This is a genomic window from Thermococcus sp. Bubb.Bath, assembly GCF_012027595.1.
GTDB lineage: Archaea > Methanobacteriota_B > Thermococci > Thermococcales > Thermococcaceae > Thermococcus.
Genome location: NZ_SNUR01000003.1, coordinates 236,305 through 259,828, shown reverse-complemented (window position 1 = coordinate 259,828; position 23,524 = coordinate 236,305). Strand labels below are relative to the sequence as shown.

The window sequence follows — 23,524 nt, the reverse complement described above, 5'->3', positions numbered from 1 at the left end:
TCACTCCTTCATGTCCTTGAGTTTCTCAAGATCTTCCGGGCTCACTTCCAGATTGTCGAGGTTGTTATTCTCTGGCTCCTTCTTCTCGCTCTCGGGTGGCTTCGGCAGGGGGCTGTCCTTAACCTTCTGGAGGACCCTGAGGAGCCCTATGAGGGCCTCTGTGTCGTAGGGCACTATGAGGTTGCCGTACTTGGCGAGGTCCGGTAGCTTCTCGATGTACTGGAGCGCCAGATACTTCTCGTCGGCCATCTGGAGCGCCTCAAGAACCTTTCTGATGGCCTGCGCCTGACCTTCGGCGATGAGTATCTGTCTCTGCTTCTCACCCTCTGCCTTCAGGATCGCCGACTGCTTCTGTCCTTCAGCCTCTCTTATGGCACTCTCCTTCTTACCCTCGGCGATGAGTATCATTGCCCTCTTCTCCCTCTCAGCAGTCATCTGCTTGGCCATCGCCTCCTGGATGTCCTTCGGCGGGTCTATCCTCTGTATCTCGACGCGGGTTATCTTGACGCCCCAGCGGTCGGTTATCTTGTCGAGCTCCTCCCTCAAGCGGGCGTTGATTATGTCCCTGCCAGAGAGGGTCTCGTCGAGCTCCATCTCACCGATTATGGCACGGAGGTTCGTCTGTGCGAGCTTGATGATTGCCATCAGGAAGTTGCTGACGTTGTAGGCCGCTTTCACGGGGTCCATTATCTGATAGTAGACGACCGCGTCGACGGTTACTACGACGTTGTCCTTACAGATGACCTCCTGGGGCGGCACATCAACGACGTGTTCGCGCATGTCGATTTTCTTAACGCGCTCCATGAACGGGATTATGAAGTGGACACCCGGGTCGAGTATCCTGTTGAACTTTCCGAGCCTCTCAACCAGCCCCTTCTGGTAGGGTCGTATAACCTTCACTCCCAGAAGCAGGAGCAGCAGCAGAAACAGTCCAAGCACGAGTATAACGAAGGCGGCGAAACCTCCCATTACCACTACCCCCAATTAGTTCTCAAACTTGAGAAGAATTGAAGTTCTTATAAATGTTGCTGTGGTCTTTTGAGTGTTGCCCTATTGCTCCGTTTCGGCTTTTGGTATTGCCTGCTGGAAACGGCCAGTATTTATAAAGAGATAGCGATTATTGTTCAGCAAGACTTTATAAATCTTTGCCGAATATCGTTCCGCAAGACATATAAGCAAAGACTCCTATCAAATCCCATGTTCGACCTTGAGGAGTATAACCCATGGTGGGTTCATGAGGGAGATCCGGACTTTGAAGAGTGGAGGGGATTAAAGTACCGGTACGTCCCCTCATGGATAAGGGAACTCTCGTTCGAACCCTTTTCCGTGAACTTTTTGGTTGGGCCGCGGAGGGTCGGCAAAACCCTCGGAGTGAAGCTCCTCATAAACGAGCTCCTCAGGGAAAGGGAAAACCCCTACGGGATTTTTTACTATGACTGCACAATGCTCGACAACCAGGATGACCTCTCGGCCGTTCTTAAGGCTTATTTGAAGCTCAAGGAGACCAAAGGAATAAAGAACTCTCTCATCTTCCTCGACGAGGTTACATCCGCCAAGAACTGGTGGAAGGCCATCATTGACCTCATAAACCGGAAGAAGCTTAAAAACGATGTCATCACGGTAATGGGTTCAGTATCGGTCAACCTTAATAGGGCCGTTGGATACTTCTCCGGGAGGAAGGGCCGTGGAAAGGTTCTCGAAATAATGCCCCTCGGCTTCAGGGACTATTACCATCTCCTAACAGGTGTTGAGGACTACTTTGCAGGGAAAGGCCAGGATGCCTTCGAAAGCTACCTTAGGACCGGGGGCTACGCGGCTTACCTAAATAGAAGGATACGGAAGAGTGATATAGTGGGCGCACTGAAGGCCGACCTCAGAAGCCTTGAAAGGGAGAAGAATCCAGAAATCGCGAGGGAGATACTGGGGGCGATAATATCCAAGGCACCAAGCCCTCTCTCGTACAGCGAGCTTGGTCAAGAAGCCGGTGTCAACAGGGACACCGTAAGGAGCTACGTGTCAGCCCTCTCCGAGCTTAAGGTACTTCTGGAGATACCATTCTCACAGTGGGGGAAGAAAATCGTCCCAAAGAAAAACCGGAAGTTTGCCATCAGGGACCCATTGATGGCAAGGGCGTTCGCCGAATGGAGCCATGTTAAGGTCGAGGAGTCGGTTCTCTACGAATGGGCCGTTCAGGAGCACCTCTACCGGAAGTTCAGGAAGGTGTATTACTTCCAGAGCGAGGGCTACGAGATAGACGCCGTTGTGCCGGGCATGAGGGTTGAGGTGAAGTCAGGAAAAGCTAAGGGCAGGTATCCGAGGGATGTCATCGTGCTCAGTGGAAGCGAAGTACCACGGTTCCTCCATAGAATAGAGTACCGCCACGTCGTTGAGTACGATGAAGTCTAATCACGAGTTTTCCCTTTGGCTGGTTCATTCCCCGACCATCTGCCTTTATAAACTCCCACTCCGCTCAATTCCCAGGTGAGAAGAATGGGGAGACCAGTCTTCCTTGGAAAGTCATACATAAACTGGTGTGAGAAGTGCAACGTCCCGCTCATCGGCGACTCCTGCGCCGTTCACGGGAAGGAGGGAGTTTTCAGGCTCAACATCACCCCACCAGGAGACCTGCGCTTCGCATTTGAGAAGGACATCGAGTTCATTCGCTCAGCCTTCATGGAGCACTACGGTGTGGATATCGGCGAAATCCTGGAAGGAAAAATCGTCCTCCTCAATAAGCTCCCGAGCGAAGACGACGCCTACGAGATAATATTTGACGGCTACGTTTTTGGTTATATCAAGTACGACCCGCTCGAACTGAAGTGGCATGCGGGGCTGAAGATGGAGGGAGCAATCGCCCTCTGGAAGCGCTTCGGAAAGGAAATGAAGAAGTGGGTAGTCGTGGATAATGGGGCGGTCGAGCCCGTAAAGAAGAACGCCAACCTTCTGCCAGTTGGAATAGTCGAGGCCGAGCCGAGCATAAGGGTTGGAGATGAGGTTATACTCGTCACGGAGGAAGGAGAAGTCTTCGCCACGGGGATAGCCAAGAAGGACTACGAAGCGTTAATGCGGAAGGAGAGAGGGACCGGCGTAAAACCGAAGAGGCAGAAGACCGTCAACTACCGCGAGGGCAAGAAGGCCACCGTGGAGGACGTTCTGAGGGCGAACAGCACAGCCCTTGAGGGGAAGGTCGTAAAGAGCAGGGAGTTCATGAGGAGGGTTGCTAACAAATACTCCGACCTTCCAAAGGCTGTTGCATTCTCCGGCGGAAAGGACAGTTTAGCGGTTCTCGGCTTGGCGCTGGAGGAGTTCGGGACCGATTTCACAGTCTTCTTTAACAACACGGGCATCGAATTCCCTGAAACGGTTCAATACGTTGAGGAGCTGAGAAAGGAGCTTGAGCCGAAGGGAGCGAAGTTTATAGTGGCCGACGCCGGCGACGCCTTCTGGAGAGCTTTGTATGTCTTCTCGCCGCCGGGAAGGGACTACCGTTGGTGCTGTAAAGTTACAAAGCTCGGGCCAATAACGATGGCCATAAAGGAGAACTACCCAAAGGGCGTCCTCATGTTTGTCGGCCAGAGAAAGTATGAGAGCATAAAGCGTTTCAAGCAGCCACGCGTGTGGAGGAACAAGTGGGTGCCGAACGAGATTGGGGCATCTCCAATCTTCCACTGGAGGGCCATAGAGGTCTGGCTCTACATATTCAGCAGGAAGCTGAAGTACAACCCGCTCTACGCCCGCGGTTTCGACAGGATAGGATGTTTCCTCTGTCCTAGTGCTTCCTTAGCTGAGTTCGAGAGGCTGAGGAGGGAGAAGCCTAAGCTCTGGGAGAAGTGGAGGAAAGCCCTTGAGTACTGGAGGAGGCGCTTTGACCTCTCGGAGGAGTGGGTAACCTACGGCTTCTGGCGCTGGAAGAAGCTCAGCAAGGGCGAGAAGGCTATAGTAAGGAAGCTGGAAGTTAATATTCCAGAGGAGCGCTCGTGGGAGCCAGTGAGGGTTCAGATCGAAGAGACCGACGATGGCTACGAGCTGACCTTCAACACCGTCCTCAACAGGAAGAGGCTCCTTGAGGTCGCTCCAATCCTTGGAAAGGTAAACGTCGAGGGAGATGCTATCAAAGCAGGGCAGGTTGAGTTCATAGGTGGAACGAGAACCGCCAAAGCTCCGAACGAAGAAGAGGCCTGGAGTGCCTACTACCTCATTAAGAGGGCCTACGAGTGCGTCGGCTGCGGGGTCTGCGTCGGCAAATGTCCAGAGAACGCGCTAAGTATAGACGAGAGGAGCAAGAAAATAATCGTTGACTGGGGCTCCTGCACCCACTGCCGCGAGTGTATGGACGTCTGCCCGCTGTTGAAGATTAAGAACCCAGAGGAGGGAAGCCAGCTCTGATGGTAAAGCCAAATTTGACAAAAACACTTAAATATGGTAAAGTTGAGTTGTACATATGATGAGAGAGGTGCTCGAGGAGGCCATAGTAGAGTTTTGGGAGCTTGGACTCCCAGAGGTGAAGGAAAGGGAGCTCGTCCTGCCTACGAACCTCGCCACTGCCCTTTCCGTCTTTGGCCTCAGGAGGGTAGGTAAGACCCACCTCCTCTACGCGACGATGAAGGGGCTCATGGATTCTGGGCTCCCCCTCAGGAGGCTTTTTTACGTTAACTTCGAGGACGAGAGGCTAGTTGGAATGACGGCCATGGATCTCTCCAGCATAGTTGAGCTCTATCACAAGCACAACCCCAGAGCTAGGGTTATCTACCTTTTCCTTGACGAGGTGCAGGCTGTAGATGGATGGGAAAGGTTCGTGAGGCGGCTGGTGGAGAGGGGAAACGCTAGGGTTTTTCTAACGGGTTCTTCTTCCAAACTCCTCTCGAAGGAGATCGCAACTTCCCTCAGGGGGAGAACGCTGTCGTTCCAGCTCTTTCCTCTGTCTTTCAGGGAGTTCTTGGAGTTCAAGAGTTTTAAACCGACTCTTCCCCTAACCGAAGCCCGGAGGGGTCGGCTTTTTGCTCTCCTCGACGAGTACCTCAGATACGGCGGTTTCCCGGGAATAGTGGACTATTCGCCCCTCCTCAAGATCAAAACCCTTCAAGAGTACCTTGACCTGATAGTTTACAAGGATCTAATTGAGAGATACGGTGTTGAAAAGAGCTCAGCCATGAAGGCCCTGATCCGGGTTATAACAAGGAATTTTGCCCGGAAGGCCTCGGTGAGAAAGCTCCACGGTTTTCTATCCTCTATAGGGGTCAAAATAAGCAAACCGACCGTTTATGAGTACTTCTCCTACCTTGAGGACATCGGGTTCGTCATCCCCGTTCGTAAGTACCACGGCAACAGTGTGGAGTCCCTACGGAGTGCTCCAAAGCTCTATCTGGCCGATGTCGGATTTGCAGAATCCCTCGGAGTGGAGGACTTAGGCTTCAGATTGGAGAACATCGTAGCCGTTGAGCTGTTGAGGAGAAAGCACTACTTTGACCCCCTAATCGAGGTTCACTACTGGGAAGGGCGCGAGGGGGAAGTTGATTTCGTGATTTCAAGGGGGTCGAAGGTCTCGGAGCTGATCCAGGTCAGCTGGAGTGTTGATGATCCAGAGACAAAGAGGAGGGAGTTAAAAGCGCTTCTCTCCGCTTCAAAAACCCTCGGCTGTGAAAACCTAAAGGTGATTACGTGGGAATACGAGGCCACGGAAACCGTTGATGGGAAGAAGATTGACTTCATACCCCTCTGGAAGTGGCTCCTTGGGGCAGGTTTATAAACCGTTTTCCCTTCTTCCTTTCCGGTGAGAGAAATGGAGGAACTGTTCGTATGTCCTGAGTGCGGTAGCGAGAACGTTGAGGTCATAAAGGAGAGGGGGAGAGAGCTTACCCTTCGCTGTAACGACTGTGGAAATGTTTGGCACGTCACCCTTCCGAAGTTCAGGAAGGTTCCGCTCATCGTCAGCAAGCACGAGAGGAGCTTCAAGAGCGAGGCCGAGCTTCCTGAGGGCGAGGAAATAAGGGTCGGTGATATCGTCGAGACGGAGGAAGAGGAGGTCAGGATAACCGGTATAGAGCTCGAAGGGGACAAACGGGTGGAGAGGGCTAAAGTTGAGGAAGTCAAGACCCTCTGGGGCGAGAGCCTCACCTATCCAAAGGTCATAAAGGTCTCAATCTATACCTCTGGTGGGGTTACGCAGTCCTTCCGGGTTAAAATGCCTCGCAACGAGGAGTTCGCCGTCGGTGAGGTTCTTGAGGTTGGTGGTTACACTTTCAGGATAGAGAGGATTAGAACCGAGAGGGGAGCAGTAAAGCACGGTTCCGCCGTGGCGGACGAGATACACACCATAATGGGACACCACATTCCGCGCGCTAGGGCACGGAGAAGCCTGGAGATATACAGGGGCTACCGAAAGGAGGCCCGATGAGGAGTTTGGTCGCTCCTGAGCCGGGATGAAAACTCCGCCTGAGGGTTGCCGATGGAGAGAAAGAAAGCCTACCGGGTTCTCCTCGTTCTGGTTCTCTTTCTTACCTTCCTCTATACGCTCGGCATTGTTGGGGTTATTCCCTTCCGTGTGAGCTACTACCTCACGATACTCTTCTTATTCATCTTCATAGCCCTCCGCATGGACTACCATCGGGGGAGGCGGCGGTGAAGTTCAATCATTTCATCCTCCCTTTTGAAGGGCCGATGCTCGCACTCAGCAACGCTCCCCATAATGGGGGCCTATTCAGGGCAAACGGCTTCTTCTTCATGATGGTTCCCAGGAACTATTCGGGCGACTGCATGGAGGACTGCCTGAAGTTCGAGCGGGAGAACGGTCTAACGGCCTTCGTCGGCTTCATGACTGCCGCGAACGTTGAGAAAGTTTTGGCCGTCTCAAGGAGCGGAAGCGTTACGGCCTACGTGACGGCCGGAATAACCAATCCGGCGATAGCGGGTGAAGTGCCGCCGCCCTGGAGTCCTGGAACGATAAACATTGCAGTCGTGATTGAGGACGGCCTAACGGTCGGAGCGATGGCAAACGCAATAATGACCGCAACGGAAGCGAAGACCTACACCCTGCTGAGGCTCGGCTACAATGCGACCGGGACAACCAGCGATGGAATAGGAGTCTTCGCCTTTGAGGGAGAAAGAGAGTGGGCTGGGACGGCGACAGAGCTTGGGATAAACATCGGACGGGCGGTTAGAGAGGCGCTGGAGGAGAGCTTGGAGAAGTGGGGATCATCGAGAAAGGATTAAATACACATTTATCAAAATTCACCTTGGTGAGAGGATGGAAGAAGCAAAGATCGAGAGGATTTTTCTTGATGCTCAGGATCTGATGCTTGAAGTGAAGTTCAAAAAACTTGGAATGAAACGGATAACTCTCGACGAGATTAAACGCTTGGCTGAGAGCCTCACTAACTATGACGAAGATGTCGAGGATATTACAGCGATGGTAAGGAAAATGAGGGAGAAAGACTATGACTATTGAGGCTGTCTTGGACACCAGCGTCTTCGTTAAGGGATTTGTTCCTCCGAGACGAAAGAAGAGGGACGATATCTACCTCCAAAGGCTTGCCCTCCACCAGAAAGCTGAATCAATTCTCCGTAAAGTGGAAAGTGGGGAGATGGCCCTTCACGAGCCTCTTGTGATGCTTGTCGAAGTTGCAACAGTCGTCTCAAGGCTTTCCAGCAGTGAGACCCTCTCGAAGGCCGCCGTTCAGTTTTTAATCCAGCATTCAAGCTTTTATTCTGATATTTACCTTCTCGACGAAGCCATAGAACTCGGAATTCAGACAAAGATGAGCGGCTTTGACGTTCTTTTTCTGGCCTGTGCAAAAGTTTGCAAGGCCGTCCTCGTTACAGATGATCTAAAGATGTACGAAAAGGCAAGAGAGATTGGAATAAAGAGCCAGTTGCTCAGGATTTGAGGGAGAAAGAGAGTGGGCCGGGACGGCAACAGAGCTTGGAATAAACATCGGACGGGCAGTTAGAGGGGCGCTGGAGGAGAGTTTAAGGAAGTGGGAAAAGAACGGAAAATAAAAGGTGCTCATTTCATCTCCATAAGCCTTCTGTAGAGCTCCTCAACCTTCGCGGAAATCTCATCAGGTGATAAGCCGGCCTTGACGGCGAGCCAGGTCGCCCCTCCAGCTCCAACGCCCTCCTTGACGTAGCCGTTCTCATAGTCTCTTAAGCCTTTGAACTCGCTCTTTGAGAAGTCTAGGTCGGCCGCGTAGGTGATTATTCCTATCTCCTTCGCCGTATCAAGGAAGGTCGCGCTCCTGTCGTTTACGACCCACTTAGTGGTCGCTATCATGAACCTGCTCAAGTCCTCGCCGAGGGCCTTCAGAAGGGCAGATACTGCCAGCATTTGGGTTCCGCCGGCTAAGACGATGTTCTTCTTAAAGCCGAGCGCCAGACCAACGACGGCGGTCATCATCGGGTCTCCGAACTGTCTGAGCGCTTCGAGCGGGTTGTCTCTTAGCTGGCCTTTCTCGATTCCTGCCCTCTTGAATCCTCCAGCAATAACTTGCTCTTTGAGGCTCTGCGGGTTATCTGGAGCGGCAGAGCTCGTCCTCGCATCGTAGCCCATAGCCCAGAGGACGGCCTGGGCTGTTGTGGTTCCGCCGGGAGTTGATTCGCCTATCACCAGTTCCTCTATGTCCGTCTTATTCAGCTCCTCACCGAGGAGCTTTGCCATCCTGATAATCTCACCGAATTCTGGGAGTGCCGGCTCTTTCCTGAAGTCCCTTCCGACAGCGGAGCTTATGTGTACGTGGGGCACGAGTGGAGCGAGGTGTGTTCCTCCCCTGACCACGAGTATCGGAAAGTTCGCAAGCTCCCTCGCTGCCTTGGTGATTATGGCAGGCGTTGGGTGTCCTTCGGGAGTTACTGGTATGGCGTTTATTATCCTCGGCTTCTCGTAGAGGAGATATTCAGCGTCGGCAGGTGGAGTCAGCTTCGTAAGTTCGGGAGACGCTCCAGCGACGCTTATTCCAGGTATCAAGCTGACCTCCGTGTTTCCCAGGACTAAAACGAAGAGGCTCTTCACTTCGACCACCGTGGACTTTTTATCCAGAGACAATTTAAATCTGTTGGGTGGGGGAATGACGAGGATTTACCATGTGGTCAGGTTCAAGAGTGGAAGCGCCTACGTGTTATTCGATGGCTGTAACTGGAACTGTTCGTTCTGCGTGTGGAGAAAGGTAACGCGCTGGAGCCTCTGCTTGCCATTGAAAACGCGCAGAAGACTCGACTCCATATGGAAGGCGGGCAGAGTCAGATACCTCTCCGTTGATGAGGTCGCTAACCTTCTGAAAAATGCAGAGGTTACAACTGCCTTCCTCGGCGGTGGAGAACCAACCTTAGACCCCGAGCTCAAGACTCTAATGCGAGCCCTCAGACGTGAGGGGATAAACCCCTGGATCGTCACCAACGGCGAGAACCTCGACGACGAGATGGTAGGGCTCGCCGAGGGTGCAACCTTCAGCATAAAGGCCCTCGATGATGAACTCCACCGTAGAATAACGGGAGTATCTAACAGAAGAGCGATTGAGAACTTCAGAAGCTATGCGGGAACAGGGAAGCTTGTCGCAGAGACGGTCTTTGTACCTGGCCTCGTGGAGTGCGACGAAATAGAAAGGATAGCACGCTTCGTAGCGTCCATCACCCCTGAAATGAGGCTCAGAATAGACCCGCTCGTTCAAGGGGCCAACATTGAGAAGGTGGATGAATGCATAGAGCGCGTGAGAGAAATTCTGCCGAAGACAGATAGGATACGCGTTAAGGGAAGCATTGAGCCCCCTGAAATTCTTTACCCGGAGGTGAGAAGATGGGAAAGGCGCTGATGATCCAAGGTACAATGTCGGGAGCCGGAAAGTCGCTTCTCGTTGCGGCCCTCTGCAGAATCTTTGCGAACCTCGGCTATGACGTTGTTCCCTTCAAGAGCCAGAATATGAGCCTCAACTCGGCACCGAGCATCGAAGGGGGCGAGATAAGCCGCGCCCAGTACCTTCAGGCGCTCGCCTGCAAGAAAAAGCCGAGCGTGAGGTTCAACCCGATCCTACTCAAGCCCGAGGGCAACCTGAGGAGCCAAGTCGTCTTCATGGGGAAGCCGATGGGGAGCGTCTCCGCCAGGGATTACATGCTCTCGCGGAAGGAGGAACTTTTTAGGAAGGCGGTGGAAGCCCTGAAAGCCCTCATAGGGGAGCACGAGCTGGTCATAATCGAGGGAGCCGGCTCGCCGGTCGAGATAAACCTCAAGGACTACGACATAGCCAACATGCGCGTTGCGAGGTCCGTAAACGCTCCGGTCATTCTTGTTGCAGACATAGACAGGGGCGGGAGCTTTGCCCAGCTCGTCGGAACCATGGAGCTTTTGAGCGGGGAGGAGCGGAACCTCGTTATGGGCTTCGTCTTCAACAAGTTCCGGGGTGACCCTTCCCTCCTAAAGCCGGGCTTTGAGTTCCTCGAAGAGCGCTACGGAAAGCCGGTTCTCGGCGTTGTGCCCTACATAGACCACCGCCTGCCTGAAGAGGACTCGCTTGCCGAGTTCCCGAAGGTTAAGGGCGACCTGCACATCCAGATAATCAAGCTCCCGCATATAAGCAACTTCACTGACTTCGAGCCTCTCCACTGGGCGAACGGCGTGGATTACGTGACGAGGGCTGAGGAAATAAGTGGCGACCTCATAATAATTCCCGGAAGCAAGAACACCGTGGAGGATTTGCTCTGGATGAGGGAGAACGGGATTGAGGATGCGATAATCGAAGCCCACAGGGAAGGCTCTTTCGTCGTGGGAGTATGCGGCGGCTTCCAGATGCTTGGGGAGGAGATAGTTGATGATGTTGAATCAAAACGCGGAAAAATCAAGGGCATCGGTCTCCTTCCAGCCAAAACCGTCTTTTCCCGGGAGAAGAGGACGAACTACCTGAGGGCTGAGGTGCTGTGGGAGCCTGCGAAAGGGATGATGGTTGAGGGCTACGAGATCAGGATGGGGCGCTCCACAAGCGATAAACCTTTCTCGGTGATCACCTCGATAAACGGGAGCGGGGCCTTTGAGCCCGAAGGAGCTATAGGCAAGAGGGCCTTCGGCACCTACCTCCACGGAATCTTCCACAACTTCGCCTTCACGGAGCGGTTTCTCAACACCTTGAGGGCTGAGAAGGGTCTTGAACCTGTGAAGGTCGGGGAGTGGAGCATTGAGGAGGAGATAGAGAGGTTTGCCAGTGTTGTGAAGAGGAGCGTTGACATAGACTACATCATCGAGGGGCTGGGACTTTAGACGTAATCCTCCGGCCTCTCAAGCTCTTTAGGCGGATGTCTCTTCCTCCACCAGAGCTTTAGGCGTATGTAAACGTAGAGACCGGCGATGAGCAGAAGAAAAATCGCGAACAGGAGGAGAGCAAAAAGCAGAAAACCTGTTAGGAGGACAGTCCCGACCATCACAAGGAGGATTAATGCCAAAGCACTCGCTATCCTATTACGGTATCTCACTTTCATCCCCCCTAACGAGTCTCTCTATCCTTTCAGCGAGCTTTAACTCTTCCGGCGTGTTGACGTTTAATGCCAAAAGCGGGTTCTCAAGTTCAAAGAACCTCTCCCCATCAAGGCCCACGGCGTTGAGGCCTACTACCGCGTAACCCTGGTAAACGAGCGGTTTAAGGTCTTTGGGAACTTTCTGGAGAGGCAGAACTCCAGTCAGACTCTCCCTTCTGTCGAATGCCTTTTTGAGGGCATAAAAATCGCTCGGCTTTACGAAGGGAATGTCTGCTGAGGAGCTTATAAAAGGCCCGAACTCCCTCAGGAGCCACCGAACGTCCTCAACGTATCCTTTACCTGGCGTTTCAATGAAGGGAATCCCCTCACGGAGACACAGCTCCTTCGTCTTCGGTGTGTTTCGTGAGAGGGCAACGATGGTCTTGCCGACCTTCGAAGCAGTTTCGTAAATCCATAGGAGCATCTCCTTTCCAGCTATCCTAAGAACGGGCTTCTCCTTCCCCATGCGCGTTGATCTTCCTCCAGCGAGGATAATTATCAAAGATACCACCGTGAATTTAGAGCAGTTTCACCTTTACATCCTGCGGGGCCCTGAGAAGGTCGCTGTCGAGGGTTGCAATCGTGAGGTTGAACGTCCTTGCCAGGGCACACTGGTAGGCATCGTCAAAATCCAAACCACTCTGAAGGTGAATTTCCACAACGTATTCGTATTTGCCCTCTGGAAGTGTGAGGAGGGTTACATTGGGCAGAACATCGTTGAGGAACTCCCTGAAAACCTCGGGCCGTTTTAGTTTGAACAGGATTATCCCAATGGAATGAAGGGCGAAATCACTAACGGAAAGCTTGCCTTCGTTTTCGATCAGGAATCGTTTGGCTTCCTCTTTCTTTTCTTGGCTGAGGAGTATCTCCAGAAAGACGTTCGTATCAACCAGATACATCCTTCCTCCACTCCAGTGGCCTGCGCTGGAGCTCTACGGAGCTCATTTTAATGTCCTTTAACTTCCCTTCCCAGGAGAAGGTAAACTTCTTGCCCTTCTTTTTGTATTTCTTCATGAGGAACTCGGCGTAGTCGAGAAGCTCCTTTCTCGCCGCAGGGGGAAGCTCACTCAGTATTTTTTCAACATTCTCCATGCTTCCACCACCCTTCTTTGTCCTTCCCTGAATTTAAACCCATCGCACAACTCACGCGTACCACCACGCGATGGCCATAACTAAAACCGTCCCGGTCCGCGTTATCTCGGCAACGGCGCCAATGCAGTCCCCGTTTATTCCGCCGAAGTCTTTCAGAGAGAGTCGGACAATGTAGACCCCAAAAAGGAGTCCGAGGATTCCAGCTAAAGCTTCCGGCTCAAAGAGGCCAACGGGAAGGTAGAGGAGGGCGTAGAGGGACACCCCAACGGCCAGTTGCCTCCAATTCATCTTCCCCATGAAATACGCCCCCAGCCCATTTCCGAGGGGTTTTTTGGTTGCCAGAGCCAAAAGCATGGCCATCTTGGAGTTCAGTTCGCCTAAGAAGATAGCGTAGAACGGGAGGCGCTGGAGGGAGTAGACCTGGAGGAGGAGAACTATGACAACGGCAAAAAGCCCGGCTACCCCAGTGTTCACGTCCTTCATAACTTGGATTTTCTTTTCCCTATCTCCCTTGACCATTATTCCGTCGGCCCAGTCGGCCAGGCCGTCTAGATGGAGGAGGCCTATCGTCCAGTAGAGAGCGAGAACCGCGAGCACGTTGGCGAGGGGGAGTTTTAGGTACAGAACGGCTGTTGAAAGGGCCGAGCTAACAAGGGCCACGAGAGGAAAGGCCCACAGCTCGTTTGGAATCTTTTCAAAGTCCCCTTTGACGGGAACTCTTGTCAAAAACGGTAGGACGTTCCTCATAATTCTCCCTCGAACACCTTTGTCATGCAGCCGGCTATAAAGCCCCCGATGGCATCATCCAGAAAGGGTGGAAGTTCCGCCAGGATTCCGGGCTTCCTCGTGTCGTAGTAGAAGAAGTTGAAGAGCGCCATCTTTCCGCCGATGTACTCTGCGATGTTTATTCCTATGAGCTCATCTGCCACGAGGTTCACGGGGTCGCCCTCGACTTTAAAAGCATCCTCAAGCAGCAGAGCGGCCATCAGAAGGGCCTGGGCGTTGATGTCATTCAGATAATGGAGCATGAGCTTTTGCAGCTTTTCCCTAACGGCCTCTTCTTCCTCCCCGATATAGAGCTCCAAGGCTGCGTCAATCATTGCATCAAGGGTTATCCCCAGTGATTCGAGCCTTTTGAGGAGTTCTTGGGCGTTCATAGCTCAGACCTGCCTTCAAGGAAGTCTAAAACTTCTCTGGGAGTGTAAACCTTGATATATCCACCAACAGATTCCGCAAGCTTCTTGTCTCCCGTAAGAAGTGGGACGTTGAGTGCCAGAGCGAGGGCCACATATGGGATGTCTTTTGGGTCAGGACAGATTTCCCCAGCCTTTTCCACTCCTTGAAGGATTACGTTTTCAGGAATTACAACAGTCTGTCTCCGTATAATCGAAAGCACGTAGGCAACCTCATCCTCACTCAAATGCGTGAGCCTCGATATTCTCTCGCGCTTGGAGTCAAGCTCTTCCCATAAATAGGCTGGAATCAAGAGTCGGAACTTATCTAGGACGTGGTTCTCCATAAAAATTTTGTAAGCAACGCCTCTTCCGTAAAGTGCCGAGAAGATGACGTTGAAGTCGAGCACAAGCTCCATTCACACCGCCCCATATCTCCGGGCTATTGACTCTTTTATCTCCTCTTCGAGCTTTTTGAGGCCTTCCTCGTCAGGTTGAGCTTTCTTTAGAATCTCCTCAAACTTTCTTGCCTCTCCAATCCTCCGCTGCATTTCCTGGGAGACCTCAAGGATCACCTTTTCCCTAATGGCCTCAAACATTCCCTCCCACTCGGGGGGCACCTTGAGCCGTATGACGATCTCGGACGTTCCCATAAACCTCACCTCAGTACCCCTAACGCCTAAACGTTATTATGTCTTTCTCAGCCCAAACCTCACCCACCAGTACCTCTCGCTTTCCTCAACGGACTTTATTTCGATGTCAATCTCTCCTTAAAGAGCGGAGATTCCAACAGGACCGTGTGGAACTCTCCGGCCTCACCTATTGGATCAACGCCCGGGTTGGCGTTGAGAAAGCCTTCCAGATCATCAATCAAACGGAAGGTGTAGCCAAGCCACTCTTTCCCGAGCTTTTTCTTATTTACCGCTATTATTGCCCACCTGAAGCCTGCATCCAGCATTTCCTCCGCGAGCTCTTTTGTGTCCCTTCCCCAGAGGGGCTCTAGGGGCTTTACGCCGGCCTTCTCCGCCAAGTGCTCCACCCATCTCAGGTGGTCTTCGAGGTAAACATCACCCGCTATGAGGTAATCAACGTTGAGTGACCCTATGAACCTCGCCAGTGCATCACTCCCCCTCGCCATGTCAAAGGTTAAAACCTCCCTCCCCATTGCATTTGCCAACGTCTTCAGCGCCTCAAAGTTCTCCCAGTGGGGGGAGAGTCCTATCGTCGTCTTGAGGGTCAACAAATAGGGCACCTCTACCCTCATTCTCCCCACGAGATGGAGGGCGTAAAGCCCGTCCTTGCCACCCGAAAAGAAGGCAACTCCCTTAGTCATTCAACCACCAAAGCTATAAACCCCATGGAGTTTTTATCCATTATGCTCTTGGAGTTCGGGAAGCTCAGGAAGACCGGAGAGGTTTACATCAACCCGAGGAACCTGAAGACGACTCTTTTTCCCATCCGGGACTGGAGGGACTTTTTAGTGCTCGACGAGAGAACATACGGCCCTTACGCGAGGACGATCTACAACCCCTCTGAGAGATTCCTTGTGGTCGGGGAGCGGGACATTGAGACTGGAAAAAAGCTCACGGAGCTTTACCGGGAGCTTTTGGAAGACCCGATCCATTCCTGCGGCGAGGAGAACTACCGTTATCAGCTTCAAATTGGGGAGTTCGAAGGACTTCCATTGGCCAACGGCTGGCCTGGCTCGGGCCTCGTCCTCGTCGGAGAGGCCCCTGGGAGGAGGGGTTGTGGAAAGACTGGAATATGCTTCTACCGGGATGCCTCGGGAATGCTCCTAAGGAAGGTTCTCTTCGCCCTCGGCCTCAACCCGGATTTCGTTTACATAGCCAACGCCGTCAAGTGCAATCCGCCTGAAAACAGGCTGAAGGGCATCCCTGAGGGTGCGCTGGAGCTTTTGGCTGAGGAGTTGGAGATTCTAAAACCGAAAGCGGTCTTCGCAATCGGCAGAACAGCCCAGAGGGCCTTAAGGAAGCTCGGCTTTAATGCGAGTTACCTCCGCCATCCTGCCTGGTACGTGAGGAAGGGCGTGAGAGAGCCAAATTGTGGAATCCTCGAAGAATATCACGTAATAAAGGAGGCCTTTGGAGAATGGAAGCCTTAGCGGTCTTTTCCCTGGCCCTCGCGTGGGACTTGGTACTCGGCGAGCCTCCGTCGGAGCTCCATCCTGTCGTCTGGTTCGGGAAGATAGTGGACTTTCTCGACTCTCACTACAGGAGGTGCTCTCCAGTCCTTGATTTCATGGTTGGACTCTTCACAGCGTTGATTGTAATTACCTTTGCATTTCTCCTTTCAATTCTGCCTTTTTGCCCTCCCTTCCCACTCAACTACATCCTCGCGGCCTACTTCCTGAAAAGCTCCTTCGCCGTGAGGAGCCTCCACGAGCACGTTTCGAGGACGATAACCAATGACATTGGGGAGAAGAGAAAGGCTGTCTCGATGATAGTCAGCAGGGACACGAAAGCTCTCGATGAAGCCCACCTGAACTCGGCTTCGATAGAGAGCCTCGCGGAGAACCTGAACGACTCGGTTGTGGCGCCACTCTTCTACTTCCTCCTCTTCGGCCTTCCGGGGGTGGTAGTTTACCGCGCCGTGAACACGCTCGATGCTATGCTCGGCTACCGGAACGAGCGCTATGAGTTCTTCGGAAAGTTTTCGGCGAGGCTTGATGATGTCCTGAACTTCATCCCTGCCCGGCTAACCGTTCTCCTCTACCTCCCCCTCGGCGGGAGAAAGATTCTGGAGTACTGCAAGATGGCGAGGTTCAAGATAAACTCCGACAAGCCAATGGCGGCCATGAGTGCAGTCCTCGGAGTTTGGCTTGAGAAGTCTGGAGTTTACGGCTTTCCAGGTAGAGAACCAAAAAACGAGGACATAAAACGAGCTTTGAGGGTTTACTGGACGATTGTTGCTGAGTGGGTTGTGATCGTGATGATACCGCTCGCAACGGGGGTGTGCCCATGCTTGAAGCCGTGAATTTCTCCACCTACCACGGCGGGGCAAGGAGAAAGGATGAGGGGCTGGTAGACTTCTCGGCTTCCTTGAACCCCTATCCGCCGGAGTGGCTGGATGAGATGTTCGAGAGGGCTAGGGAGATAAGCGACCACTACCTCTACTATGAGGAGCTTGAGGAAGGCCTATCAGAGCTGGTGGGCGAGCCCGTTACTGTAACGGCTGGAATAACCGAGGCCCTCTATCTCCTTGGAATCCTTGGGCTGAGGGGTAAGAAGGTGATAATCCCTTCTCACACCTACGGTGAGTACGAAAGGGTCACCAGAATCTTTGGGGCGATGGTCGTCAAAGGTCCAAACGACCCCGAAGGGCTTTCCCGGCTTGTTGAGAAAAACTCAGTAGTGTTCTTCTGCAACCCAAACAACCCGGATGGGAAGTTCTACAGGAAAAGGGAGCTGAAACCCCTCTTAGATGCCGTTGAGGACAGGAACGCCCTGCTTGTCCTCGACGAGGCCTTCATAGACTTCGTGGAGAGGCCCGAAAGCCCTGAGGGAGAGAACGTCGTGAAGCTCAGAACCTTCACAAAGAGCTACGGCCTGCCAGGGATAAGGGTCGGCTACGTGCTTGGGTTCTCGGAAGCCTTCAGGAGCGTCAGGATGCCTTGGGCGATAGGTTCAACAGGGGTGGCTTTCCTTGAGTTCCTGCTGGAGGATGAGTTCAGGCATTTGAAGAGGACGATGCCCCTAATCTGGCGGGAGAAGAGGAGGATTGAAAGAGCCCTTGGGGTTAAGAGCGATGCGAACTTCTTCGTAAAGCACGTTGGAGATGCCAAAAAGACGGTTGAGGAGCTGAAGGAGAAGGGGGTGCTCGTAAGGGACTGCTCCAGCTTCGGTCTTCCCGACTATATCCGCTTCTCGGTCAGGACGCAGGAGGAAGATAACATGCTGATAAAAACACTTCTGGAGCTCTCACACGGCGAGTTCTTGTATGGCTTCGATCACTGAGACCTTCATACTTTCCCTGTCCCTAACTGCCGAGATCTTTACGGGCAGGAGCTTGTAGGTGTTCCCGTTGATGATTCTCCTCAGGAGCCTCTCAAAGGCTTCCATCTCCGCAACATCGGCGAACTCCACCCTGGCTATGAAATCGTACTCCCCGTACAGCCACTGCCCTTCCACGGGGATTTTTTCAAGCACCTCATCCCTTACTCCCCAGACGAGGAGTATTGCCTCCGTTTTTATCACCCATTCTAAGACCCCGCTTCTTTGATAAAAGTTTTTCTAAAAATTTATCGTCTTTTCGCCAATTTGTCAAAAGAGAGCCATAGAAATCTTGACGAACTGACGGAAAGGGGTTTAAATGACCTGGAGAAGCATACCCGGTGGTGGCCGTGATAAGGGCTGTGTTCTTCGACTTCGTGGGGACGCTGATAACGAAGGCCGGCGAAAACATTACCCACCAGAACATCGTGAGGGAAGTCCTCAAGAGGGCCGAAAGGGAAGACCTCGACTATATAAAACTCTGGGAGGAGTACGAGGCCGAGAGCTCCGCTCTCTTCAGGGAACTCACCGGAAAGCCCTACGTTAAAATCCGCGAGGTTGACACTGAAGCTATACGGAAAGTGGCCGAGAGGTACGGCTTCGAGGTTCCGGAGGAGTTCTGGGACATCAGCATCGAGATGCACCGGAGGTACGGCCAGCTCTTTCCAGATGCAAAAGAAACCATTGAAGCCTTAAAGGGGGCGGGACTCCACGTTGGTATAATAACTGACTCCGACAACGATTACATAATGGCCCATTTAGACGCCCTCGGAATCCTCGACCTCTTCGACACGATAACGACGAGTGAAGATGCAGGCTTTTACAAGCCCCATCCGAGGCCCTTCCAGCTGGCCCTTGAGCGCGCCGGGGTGAAGCCGGAGGAAGCGGTCTACGTTGGCGACAATCCCTCGAAGGACTGCGTTGGGTCTAGGAACGTGGGGATGCTCTCAATCCTGCTTGATCCCGAGGGCAAGAAGCGGGAACTCTGGGGCAACTGCGATTTTGTTGTCTCCAGACTGAGAGACGTCGTTGATATCGTCCGCGGGCTCAACGAGTGAGCCCGACAGGTTTATTAACTTTTTCGACGCATATCTTAACGGTGATACGATGAAGCCAGAGGTTTTGGTTATCTTCAAGATGAAGAGCAAGCCCGTTGAGGAGCTGAAGAAGTATGCTGACGTCGATTTCTTGCTCTATCCCAGCGTCGAGGAGTTAGCCGAGAAGATCAAGGACTACGACGGACTAATAGTCTCCCCCCTAAATCCCGTTCCAAGAGAAGTTATCAAGAAGGCCGGGAGGTTAAAGGTCATAAGCTGCCACTCGGCCGGCTACGACCACGTTGACGTTGATGCCGCGACCGAGAAGGGGATATACGTCACCAAGGTCTCCGGCTGGCTTAGCGAGGCGGTGGCGGAGTTCGCCGTCGGTCTGACGATAGCCCTCCTCAGGAAAATCCCCTACACCGACAGACTCATACGCTCCGGAAAGTGGGAGAGCCACGCAATGATATGGAGCGCGTTCAAGGACATCGAGACCGTCTACGGAAAGAAGGTCGGAATTCTCGGCATGGGGGCCATTGGAAAGGGCATAGCGAGGAGAATGAAGGCAATGGGGACGGAGATAATCTACTGGTCTCGCTCAAGGAAGGAGGAGGTTGAGGCGGAAGTCGGGGCGAAATATTTCCCGCTCGATGAAGTTTTGAAGGAGAGCGATATTGTCATCCTTGCCCTTCCCGCTACGCCTGAAACCTACCACATCATCAACGAGGAGAGATTAAAGCTCCTTAAGGGTAAGTACCTCGTCAACATTGGCAGGGGAACGCTCGTGGACGAGAAGGCCGTCGTTAAGGCCATCGAGGAAGGTAAGCTTAAGGGCTACGCGACTGACGTCTTTGAGAAGGAACCGGTGACTGAACACCAGCTCTTCAAGTACGAGTGGGAGACCGTCCTAACCCCTCACCACGCTGGCCTTTCAAAGGAAGCGATGGAAGACATGGGCTTCCAGGCCGTAAGGAACCTCCTCGCTGTTCTCCGCGGGGAAGTTCCAGATACCCTCGTGAACAGGGAGGTCGTGAAGATCCGCCCGCCAGAGAAAGTAAAGATGCTTTGAGGTGGGGAACATGTGGATGGACGAGCTTAAAGAACTCCTTGAACCTTACAGTCCCCCGCTTGAGACTGGAGGGGGAATCTACACCGAGCTGGTGGATGAGGAAGGAGAAGTTTACGACAGACTGGCTTTCTACGTTGAGAATCCTGAGAGTGAGTGGGCATTAGTGAAGGCCCTCATTGAGGCGATAGAAGACTTAACGGACCACGACATTCCAGGGAGGAACGTCTTTGCCTTCGGATTCAGGCCAGATTTCGAGGGGATCGTGATTAAGCTGTCCTTCTTCGACGCTGAGCCAGGTAAAGGAGTCGTCATTGGAGCGGTTCCTGAGAGGCTTGTGGAGATAGCTGAGAAGAACGACCTTCCGCTGATCTGGGCCGGGGAGGAGGGCATCGGCCTGCCAAAAGAATACATGGACGAGGACTTCGAGGCGCTCGTCAAACTCGTGGAGGCGGTAACCTTCGAGTGGTGAAAACATGCGGGCGTTTGTTTGGGGTGTTTATTTCTTCATTGGCGTCTTCATCGGTATCCTTGCTGCCATGTTCGGTCTTGGTGGGGGGTTCCTGATAGTCCCTACTCTTAACTTCCTCGGTGTTGAGATACACCACGCCGTTGGCACCTCCAGCGCGGCGATCGTTTTCACATCCCTGAGCTCTGCGATAGCCTACCACAGGCAGCGCAGAATACACTACAAGGCAGGCCTCCTGCTGGCTTCAACGGCCGTCATCGGCGCCTACATCGGGGCATGGATAACGAGCTACATAAGCTCCTCTCAGCTCAAGGTAATCTTCGGTGCCGTGCTCTTCCTCGTCGCTATTAGGATATACAGGAAGAAGAGCGTTGAGCCCGAAGAGGTCAGAATTGAGGAGGTCAAACTTGACTACAAAATCATCCCTATCGGCGGTTTCATCGCGGGAATAGCCAGTGGCCTTCTCGGAATCGGTGGTGGGGCGATAAACGTACCTTTCCTAACATACATGGGCCTCCCGATACACTACGCGGTTGCCACTTCCAGCTTCGCCATAGTCTTTACCGCCACGTCAGGAGCGATAAAGCACTACACCATGGGCAACGTCGAGGTCGGGTGGCTGCTTCTCCTTGTTCCCGGTCTCATAACCGGCGCCCAGCTCGGGGCGAAAATAGCCAAGAGAACTAGGGCATCACAGCTTACGAGGGCCTTTGCCGTCGTGATGGCTTTCTTGGCGATAAGGATGATCCTCAAGGGGATGGGTTACCCGTTTCCATGAGCCGAATGATTTTTAATTCCCTTAGGGTATCACGCTTCATGCTCAACTATCTGCTGAACTTCGTCCTTGGACTCGGCATAGGCTTCATCGCCGGTCTCCTTGGGGTAGGCGGCGGCTTCCTGATAGTTCCAACCCTAGTCATCCTCGGCGAGCCGATTCACTTAGCTATAGGCACGAGTCTTGCGTGCATAACCATAAGCGCCCTTGCCTCCGCCTACACTCACCTCCGCAGGGGAGCAGTTCTTTTCCGCGTCGTCCTGATAAAAGAGACTTTTTCCATGCCGTTCGCTGTCATCGGGGCTTACTTATCTTCGCTTATCCCCACCCGACCGCTGAAGGTAATCTTTGCGGGGCTCCTCCTTTACCTGACGTACTCCCTCTTCCGTAGCAGGGGCGAATGCCATAACGAAACAGCAGGAGAGATAAACTACCGGCGCGTCCCCTTGGTTGGAATCCTCGCGGGTTTAACTTCAGGTCTCCTTGGTATAAGCGGCGGCGTTTTAAACGTCCCCCTCTTCCACACCTACATCGGCCTTCCGATGGGGTACTCCGTGGGGACTTCCAGCCTCTCACTCTTTTTCACGGCGCTCGCGGGTACAATCGGCCACTACCGCCTCGGCCAGGTTGACCTCCACGCTGCCCTCCTCCTTGCCCCCGGGCTGATAATCGGTGCCCACTACGGTGCCTTGGCCGTCCACCGCCTCCGTCCGGTTTTCATAAAGAGAATATTCGCGGTTCTACTCATCATCGTCGCGCTCAAGATGCTCCTATGAAAGTTTATTAACCGTCCTTCTAACTCACTCCGGTGAGAGCATGAACGAGCTGTTCGATAAGGTTCGTGAGGAGTATGGAATCGAAATACGGGATGAAGGCGACATGACTAGTGCCTGGAAGCTCGTGGAGGTTCTCAAGGAGAAGGGCTGGGTCGTGTATATCATCGCTGCAAAGGGGAGAGAGCAGGTCGACGCGTGGCACCCCAACTTTGGCTCGCTGTTTGCTCAATTTGGGGAGACTCCGAATTTTGAAAGCGTGTTGGAGGGAATATGTAACATAGCCTTGCTCGTCAGAGAACTCGAAAATAATGGGGTCGTTTGATTTTTCAATACTTTATCAGGGTTTGATATGCCTTTGAAAACTTTTAGTACCTATGTTATGATATTGGAACATTCTGAAACGAATTCTTCCTTCAGGTTTCGGCGAATCCCTCATATACAATGGCGTTGCAGGTACTCATGGTGATGAGGCATGGTGGGGAGAAAGGTTTTGGTGGTGGGGATTGTACTCATAATGACAATGGCAATAGTTCCGGCCTATGCACTGGCAGGGAACACCAGCGGCGCTCAGGAGAAGAGTGGACATGGGAATGCCCCCAACACAACGGCCAATGTTACCATGAGCGTAACCGCCCTCCAGAGGGCCGCGAAGGACCTCCTGAGCATCGTGGACAGACTGGCAAACTACACGTCTGAGCTCATGGCCAACTCAACCAACGTGAGCAACGAGACGGTTGAACTCTTCAAGAACGCCGGGGAGCTTAGAACGGAGGCATGGGCACTTTATTACAATGGGAGCTACAAGGAGGCAATTCACACGGCCATTGCCGCGATGAGGGACTACAAGCGCGTGCTTATTATGCAGGCGGGCAAGATTGAACCAGTGAAACCAAACAACTGCACAATCGCGAGGGTCGAGGCACTCCGCATGAGGGGGTACTTCCTCCATGTGAAGATGCTGATAAAGACCGCTGAGGCGCAGGGCCTCAACGTGACGAAAGTGGAGGAGCTCTACAATGCAACCAGGGAAGCCTACAAGAAGGTTGTGGTCGATGCGATGAGCGGCAACGCAACCGCCCTCAGGACTGATCTGCCCAGAGCGAGGGAGCTCAGGGGACAGCTTGACCAGGCAATTAGGGGGCTCATGAGGCAGTTCGTCGTGGAGCACGCTCATGGCATCGCAAACGCCTTTTCCCGGAAGCTTGACATGCAGATAAGGGCCCTTGAGAGGCTCCAGAACTTTACGGGAGCAAATGTCAGCGTCATCAAGAACCTCACCCAGCAGCTCATCCAGCTCAGGCAGAACGTGACTGAGCTCATCAGGGAGGGCAAAATTAAGGAGGCCCTCCAGCTCATCAAAACGTCCCTCCCTGACATCAGGATGGCCGCTTTCAGGCTCAGGTGGATCCAGAAGCACGAGGGCATGTACTGGCCGGTGCACTACGGTGGAGGACGTGGCGTGGGTCACGGCCACCACTGATTCACCGACTTTTATCTTCATTTTTTCTTCCTTGAATTTCTTTTTAATTTACGATCCCTATTTGTTTTTTTGAGGGCCTCTCCTAATTCAGCGGTTAAGCCTGCTCTCGGGGAAACGTTTTAAACAATGTTCCTGTTAGTGTGTTTGGTGGAGT

Annotated in this window: 31 protein-coding genes and 2 pseudogenes; 21 read left to right on the top strand and 12 right to left on the bottom strand. The window is 53.0% G+C overall.

Annotated elements, in window-relative coordinates; translation table 11 throughout:
- Nucleotides 1-969: an SPFH domain-containing protein gene (locus tag E3E29_RS08595; RefSeq protein ID WP_167910556.1), complete on the bottom strand. Its 969-nt coding sequence runs from the start codon at nucleotides 967-969 to the stop codon at nucleotides 1-3.
- A 228-nt stretch (nucleotides 970-1,197) separates the two neighbouring features.
- Here E3E29_RS08595 and E3E29_RS08590 point away from each other — a divergent pair, with 228 nt between their 5' ends.
- From E3E29_RS08590 to E3E29_RS11875, 9 genes and pseudogenes are all read left to right on the top strand, one after another.
- Nucleotides 1,198-2,406, top strand: a complete 1,209-nt coding sequence (locus E3E29_RS08590) for an ATP-binding protein (RefSeq protein WP_167910555.1) — start codon at nucleotides 1,198-1,200, stop codon at nucleotides 2,404-2,406.
- An 84-nt stretch (nucleotides 2,407-2,490) separates the two neighbouring features.
- Complete coding sequence (locus E3E29_RS08585) at nucleotides 2,491-4,386, top strand: phosphoadenosine phosphosulfate reductase family protein (protein WP_167910611.1); 1,896 nt, start codon at nucleotides 2,491-2,493, stop codon at nucleotides 4,384-4,386.
- A 55-nt stretch (nucleotides 4,387-4,441) separates the two neighbouring features.
- Nucleotides 4,442-5,746 carry an ATP-binding protein gene (locus E3E29_RS08580; protein WP_167910554.1) on the top strand — a complete coding sequence of 435 codons (1,305 nt, stop codon included), beginning with the start codon at nucleotides 4,442-4,444 and terminating at the stop codon, nucleotides 5,744-5,746.
- A gap of 33 nt (nucleotides 5,747-5,779) precedes the next feature.
- Entirely contained in the window at nucleotides 5,780-6,394 is a 615-nt protein-coding gene (locus tag E3E29_RS08575; protein ID WP_167910610.1) for an HVO_0476 family zinc finger protein, read from the top strand.
- Nucleotides 6,395-6,445: 51 nt separating this feature from the next.
- Nucleotides 6,446-6,622, top strand: a complete 177-nt coding sequence (locus tag E3E29_RS08570) for a hypothetical protein (protein ID WP_167910553.1) — start codon at nucleotides 6,446-6,448, stop codon at nucleotides 6,620-6,622.
- On the top strand, nucleotides 6,619-7,209 hold the full coding sequence (locus E3E29_RS08565) for an adenosylcobinamide amidohydrolase (protein WP_342764697.1): 591 nt from the start codon (nucleotides 6,619-6,621) through the stop codon (nucleotides 7,207-7,209). The genes E3E29_RS08570 and E3E29_RS08565 overlap by 4 nt, the downstream gene beginning before the upstream one ends.
- A 34-nt stretch (nucleotides 7,210-7,243) precedes the next feature.
- Nucleotides 7,244-7,444, top strand: a complete 201-nt coding sequence (locus E3E29_RS08560; protein WP_167910552.1) for a hypothetical protein — start codon at nucleotides 7,244-7,246, stop codon at nucleotides 7,442-7,444.
- Entirely contained in the window at nucleotides 7,434-7,883 is a 450-nt protein-coding gene (locus E3E29_RS08555; protein WP_167910551.1) for a type II toxin-antitoxin system VapC family toxin, read from the top strand. The genes E3E29_RS08560 and E3E29_RS08555 overlap by 11 nt, the downstream gene beginning before the upstream one ends.
- Nucleotides 7,879-7,995 (top strand): annotated as a pseudogene (locus tag E3E29_RS11875) (adenosylcobinamide amidohydrolase); the annotation flags it as partial. The gene E3E29_RS08555 and the pseudogene E3E29_RS11875, both read left to right, overlap by 5 nt.
- 7 nt (nucleotides 7,996-8,002) lie before the next feature.
- On the opposite strand, the gene cobT reads toward E3E29_RS11875, so the two are convergent.
- Entirely contained in the window at nucleotides 8,003-9,004 is a 1,002-nt protein-coding gene (gene cobT, locus E3E29_RS08550) for a nicotinate mononucleotide-dependent phosphoribosyltransferase CobT (protein ID WP_342764702.1), read from the bottom strand.
- 55 nt (nucleotides 9,005-9,059) lie between these two features.
- Here cobT and E3E29_RS08545 point away from each other — a divergent pair, with 55 nt between their 5' ends.
- Both E3E29_RS08545 and E3E29_RS08540 read left to right on the top strand, forming a co-directional pair.
- Entirely contained in the window at nucleotides 9,060-9,800 is a 741-nt protein-coding gene (locus E3E29_RS08545; protein ID WP_167910549.1) for a radical SAM protein, read from the top strand.
- On the top strand, nucleotides 9,785-11,236 hold the full coding sequence (locus E3E29_RS08540) for a cobyric acid synthase (protein WP_167910548.1): 1,452 nt from the start codon (nucleotides 9,785-9,787) through the stop codon (nucleotides 11,234-11,236). The genes E3E29_RS08545 and E3E29_RS08540 overlap by 16 nt, the downstream gene beginning before the upstream one ends.
- Here the strand turns inward: E3E29_RS08540 and E3E29_RS08535 are convergent.
- The 9 genes and pseudogenes from E3E29_RS08535 to E3E29_RS08495 all read right to left on the bottom strand — a co-directional run bounded on the left by E3E29_RS08535 (nucleotide 11,233) and on the right by E3E29_RS08495 (nucleotide 15,087).
- Nucleotides 11,233-11,448, bottom strand: coding sequence for a hypothetical protein (locus tag E3E29_RS08535; RefSeq protein WP_167910547.1), 216 nt, complete (start codon nucleotides 11,446-11,448; stop codon nucleotides 11,233-11,235). The genes E3E29_RS08540 and E3E29_RS08535 overlap by 4 nt on opposite strands.
- Nucleotides 11,435-11,992 (bottom strand): NTP transferase domain-containing protein, encoded by a 558-nt coding sequence (locus E3E29_RS08530; protein WP_167910546.1) that lies wholly within the window; start codon nucleotides 11,990-11,992, stop codon nucleotides 11,435-11,437. Before E3E29_RS08530 ends, E3E29_RS08535 begins: the two co-directional genes overlap by 14 nt.
- Nucleotides 11,993-12,008: 16 nt before the next feature.
- Nucleotides 12,009-12,389 carry a PIN domain-containing protein gene (locus E3E29_RS08525; RefSeq protein ID WP_167910545.1) on the bottom strand — a complete coding sequence of 127 codons (381 nt, stop codon included), beginning with the start codon at nucleotides 12,387-12,389 and terminating at the stop codon, nucleotides 12,009-12,011.
- Nucleotides 12,376-12,582 (bottom strand): DUF2281 domain-containing protein, encoded by a 207-nt coding sequence (locus E3E29_RS08520; protein ID WP_167910544.1) that lies wholly within the window; start codon nucleotides 12,580-12,582, stop codon nucleotides 12,376-12,378. The genes E3E29_RS08525 and E3E29_RS08520 overlap by 14 nt, the downstream gene beginning before the upstream one ends.
- A gap of 51 nt (nucleotides 12,583-12,633) precedes the next feature.
- Entirely contained in the window at nucleotides 12,634-13,329 is a 696-nt protein-coding gene (gene cobS / locus E3E29_RS08515) for an adenosylcobinamide-GDP ribazoletransferase (protein ID WP_167910543.1), read from the bottom strand.
- On the bottom strand, nucleotides 13,326-13,739 hold the full coding sequence (cobZ, locus tag E3E29_RS08510) for an alpha-ribazole phosphatase CobZ (protein ID WP_167910542.1): 414 nt from the start codon (nucleotides 13,737-13,739) through the stop codon (nucleotides 13,326-13,328). The genes cobS and cobZ overlap by 4 nt, the downstream gene beginning before the upstream one ends.
- Entirely contained in the window at nucleotides 13,736-14,173 is a 438-nt protein-coding gene (locus E3E29_RS08505) for a PIN domain-containing protein (protein WP_167910541.1), read from the bottom strand. The genes cobZ and E3E29_RS08505 overlap by 4 nt, the downstream gene beginning before the upstream one ends.
- Nucleotides 14,174-14,407: a hypothetical protein gene (locus E3E29_RS08500; RefSeq protein ID WP_167910540.1), complete on the bottom strand. Its 234-nt coding sequence runs from the start codon at nucleotides 14,405-14,407 to the stop codon at nucleotides 14,174-14,176.
- 36 nt (nucleotides 14,408-14,443) lie between these two features.
- Nucleotides 14,444-15,087, bottom strand: a pseudogene (locus tag E3E29_RS08495) (diphthine--ammonia ligase).
- 42 nt (nucleotides 15,088-15,129) lie between these two features.
- On the opposite strand from E3E29_RS08495, the gene E3E29_RS08490 reads away from it, so the two are divergent.
- From E3E29_RS08490 to E3E29_RS08480, 3 genes are read left to right on the top strand one after another with little or no spacing between them, the layout of a single operon-like run.
- Nucleotides 15,130-15,876, top strand: a complete 747-nt coding sequence (locus E3E29_RS08490; RefSeq protein ID WP_167910539.1) for a uracil-DNA glycosylase family protein — start codon at nucleotides 15,130-15,132, stop codon at nucleotides 15,874-15,876.
- A complete protein-coding gene (gene cbiB / locus E3E29_RS08485; RefSeq protein WP_167910538.1) occupies nucleotides 15,864-16,748 on the top strand; it encodes an adenosylcobinamide-phosphate synthase CbiB in 885 nt (294 codons plus the stop codon). Before E3E29_RS08490 ends, cbiB begins: the two co-directional genes overlap by 13 nt.
- Entirely contained in the window at nucleotides 16,733-17,728 is a 996-nt protein-coding gene (locus E3E29_RS08480) for an aminotransferase class I/II-fold pyridoxal phosphate-dependent enzyme (RefSeq protein ID WP_167910537.1), read from the top strand. The genes cbiB and E3E29_RS08480 overlap by 16 nt, the downstream gene beginning before the upstream one ends.
- Here the strand turns inward: E3E29_RS08480 and E3E29_RS08475 are convergent.
- The gene (locus tag E3E29_RS08475) at nucleotides 17,693-17,968 is read right to left on the bottom strand and encodes a hypothetical protein (protein ID WP_167910536.1); all 276 of its coding nucleotides are present in this window, start codon (nucleotides 17,966-17,968) and stop codon (nucleotides 17,693-17,695) included. The genes E3E29_RS08480 and E3E29_RS08475 overlap by 36 nt on opposite strands.
- A gap of 146 nt (nucleotides 17,969-18,114) precedes the next feature.
- Between E3E29_RS08475 and E3E29_RS08470 the strand changes: the two genes are divergently transcribed.
- The 7 genes from E3E29_RS08470 (at nucleotide 18,115) to E3E29_RS08440 (ending at nucleotide 23,370) form a co-directional block, all read left to right on the top strand.
- Entirely contained in the window at nucleotides 18,115-18,822 is a 708-nt protein-coding gene (locus tag E3E29_RS08470; RefSeq protein WP_342764701.1) for a TIGR02253 family HAD-type hydrolase, read from the top strand.
- A 49-nt stretch (nucleotides 18,823-18,871) separates the two neighbouring features.
- A complete protein-coding gene (locus E3E29_RS08465) occupies nucleotides 18,872-19,873 on the top strand; it encodes a 2-hydroxyacid dehydrogenase (RefSeq protein WP_167910535.1) in 1,002 nt (333 codons plus the stop codon).
- Between the two features lie 10 nt (nucleotides 19,874-19,883).
- Nucleotides 19,884-20,342 (top strand): M42 family metallopeptidase, encoded by a 459-nt coding sequence (locus tag E3E29_RS08460; RefSeq protein ID WP_167910534.1) that lies wholly within the window; start codon nucleotides 19,884-19,886, stop codon nucleotides 20,340-20,342.
- A 4-nt stretch (nucleotides 20,343-20,346) separates the two neighbouring features.
- Nucleotides 20,347-21,117, top strand: a complete 771-nt coding sequence (locus E3E29_RS08455) for a sulfite exporter TauE/SafE family protein (RefSeq protein ID WP_167910533.1) — start codon at nucleotides 20,347-20,349, stop codon at nucleotides 21,115-21,117.
- A 38-nt stretch (nucleotides 21,118-21,155) separates the two neighbouring features.
- Complete coding sequence (locus E3E29_RS08450; RefSeq protein ID WP_167910532.1) at nucleotides 21,156-21,890, top strand: sulfite exporter TauE/SafE family protein; 735 nt, start codon at nucleotides 21,156-21,158, stop codon at nucleotides 21,888-21,890.
- Between the two features lie 40 nt (nucleotides 21,891-21,930).
- Complete coding sequence (locus tag E3E29_RS08445) at nucleotides 21,931-22,212, top strand: hypothetical protein (protein ID WP_167910531.1); 282 nt, start codon at nucleotides 21,931-21,933, stop codon at nucleotides 22,210-22,212.
- Between the two features lie 150 nt (nucleotides 22,213-22,362).
- Nucleotides 22,363-23,370 carry a hypothetical protein gene (locus tag E3E29_RS08440; RefSeq protein ID WP_167910530.1) on the top strand — a complete coding sequence of 336 codons (1,008 nt, stop codon included), beginning with the start codon at nucleotides 22,363-22,365 and terminating at the stop codon, nucleotides 23,368-23,370.
- Nucleotides 23,371-23,524 lie beyond the last annotated feature (154 nt).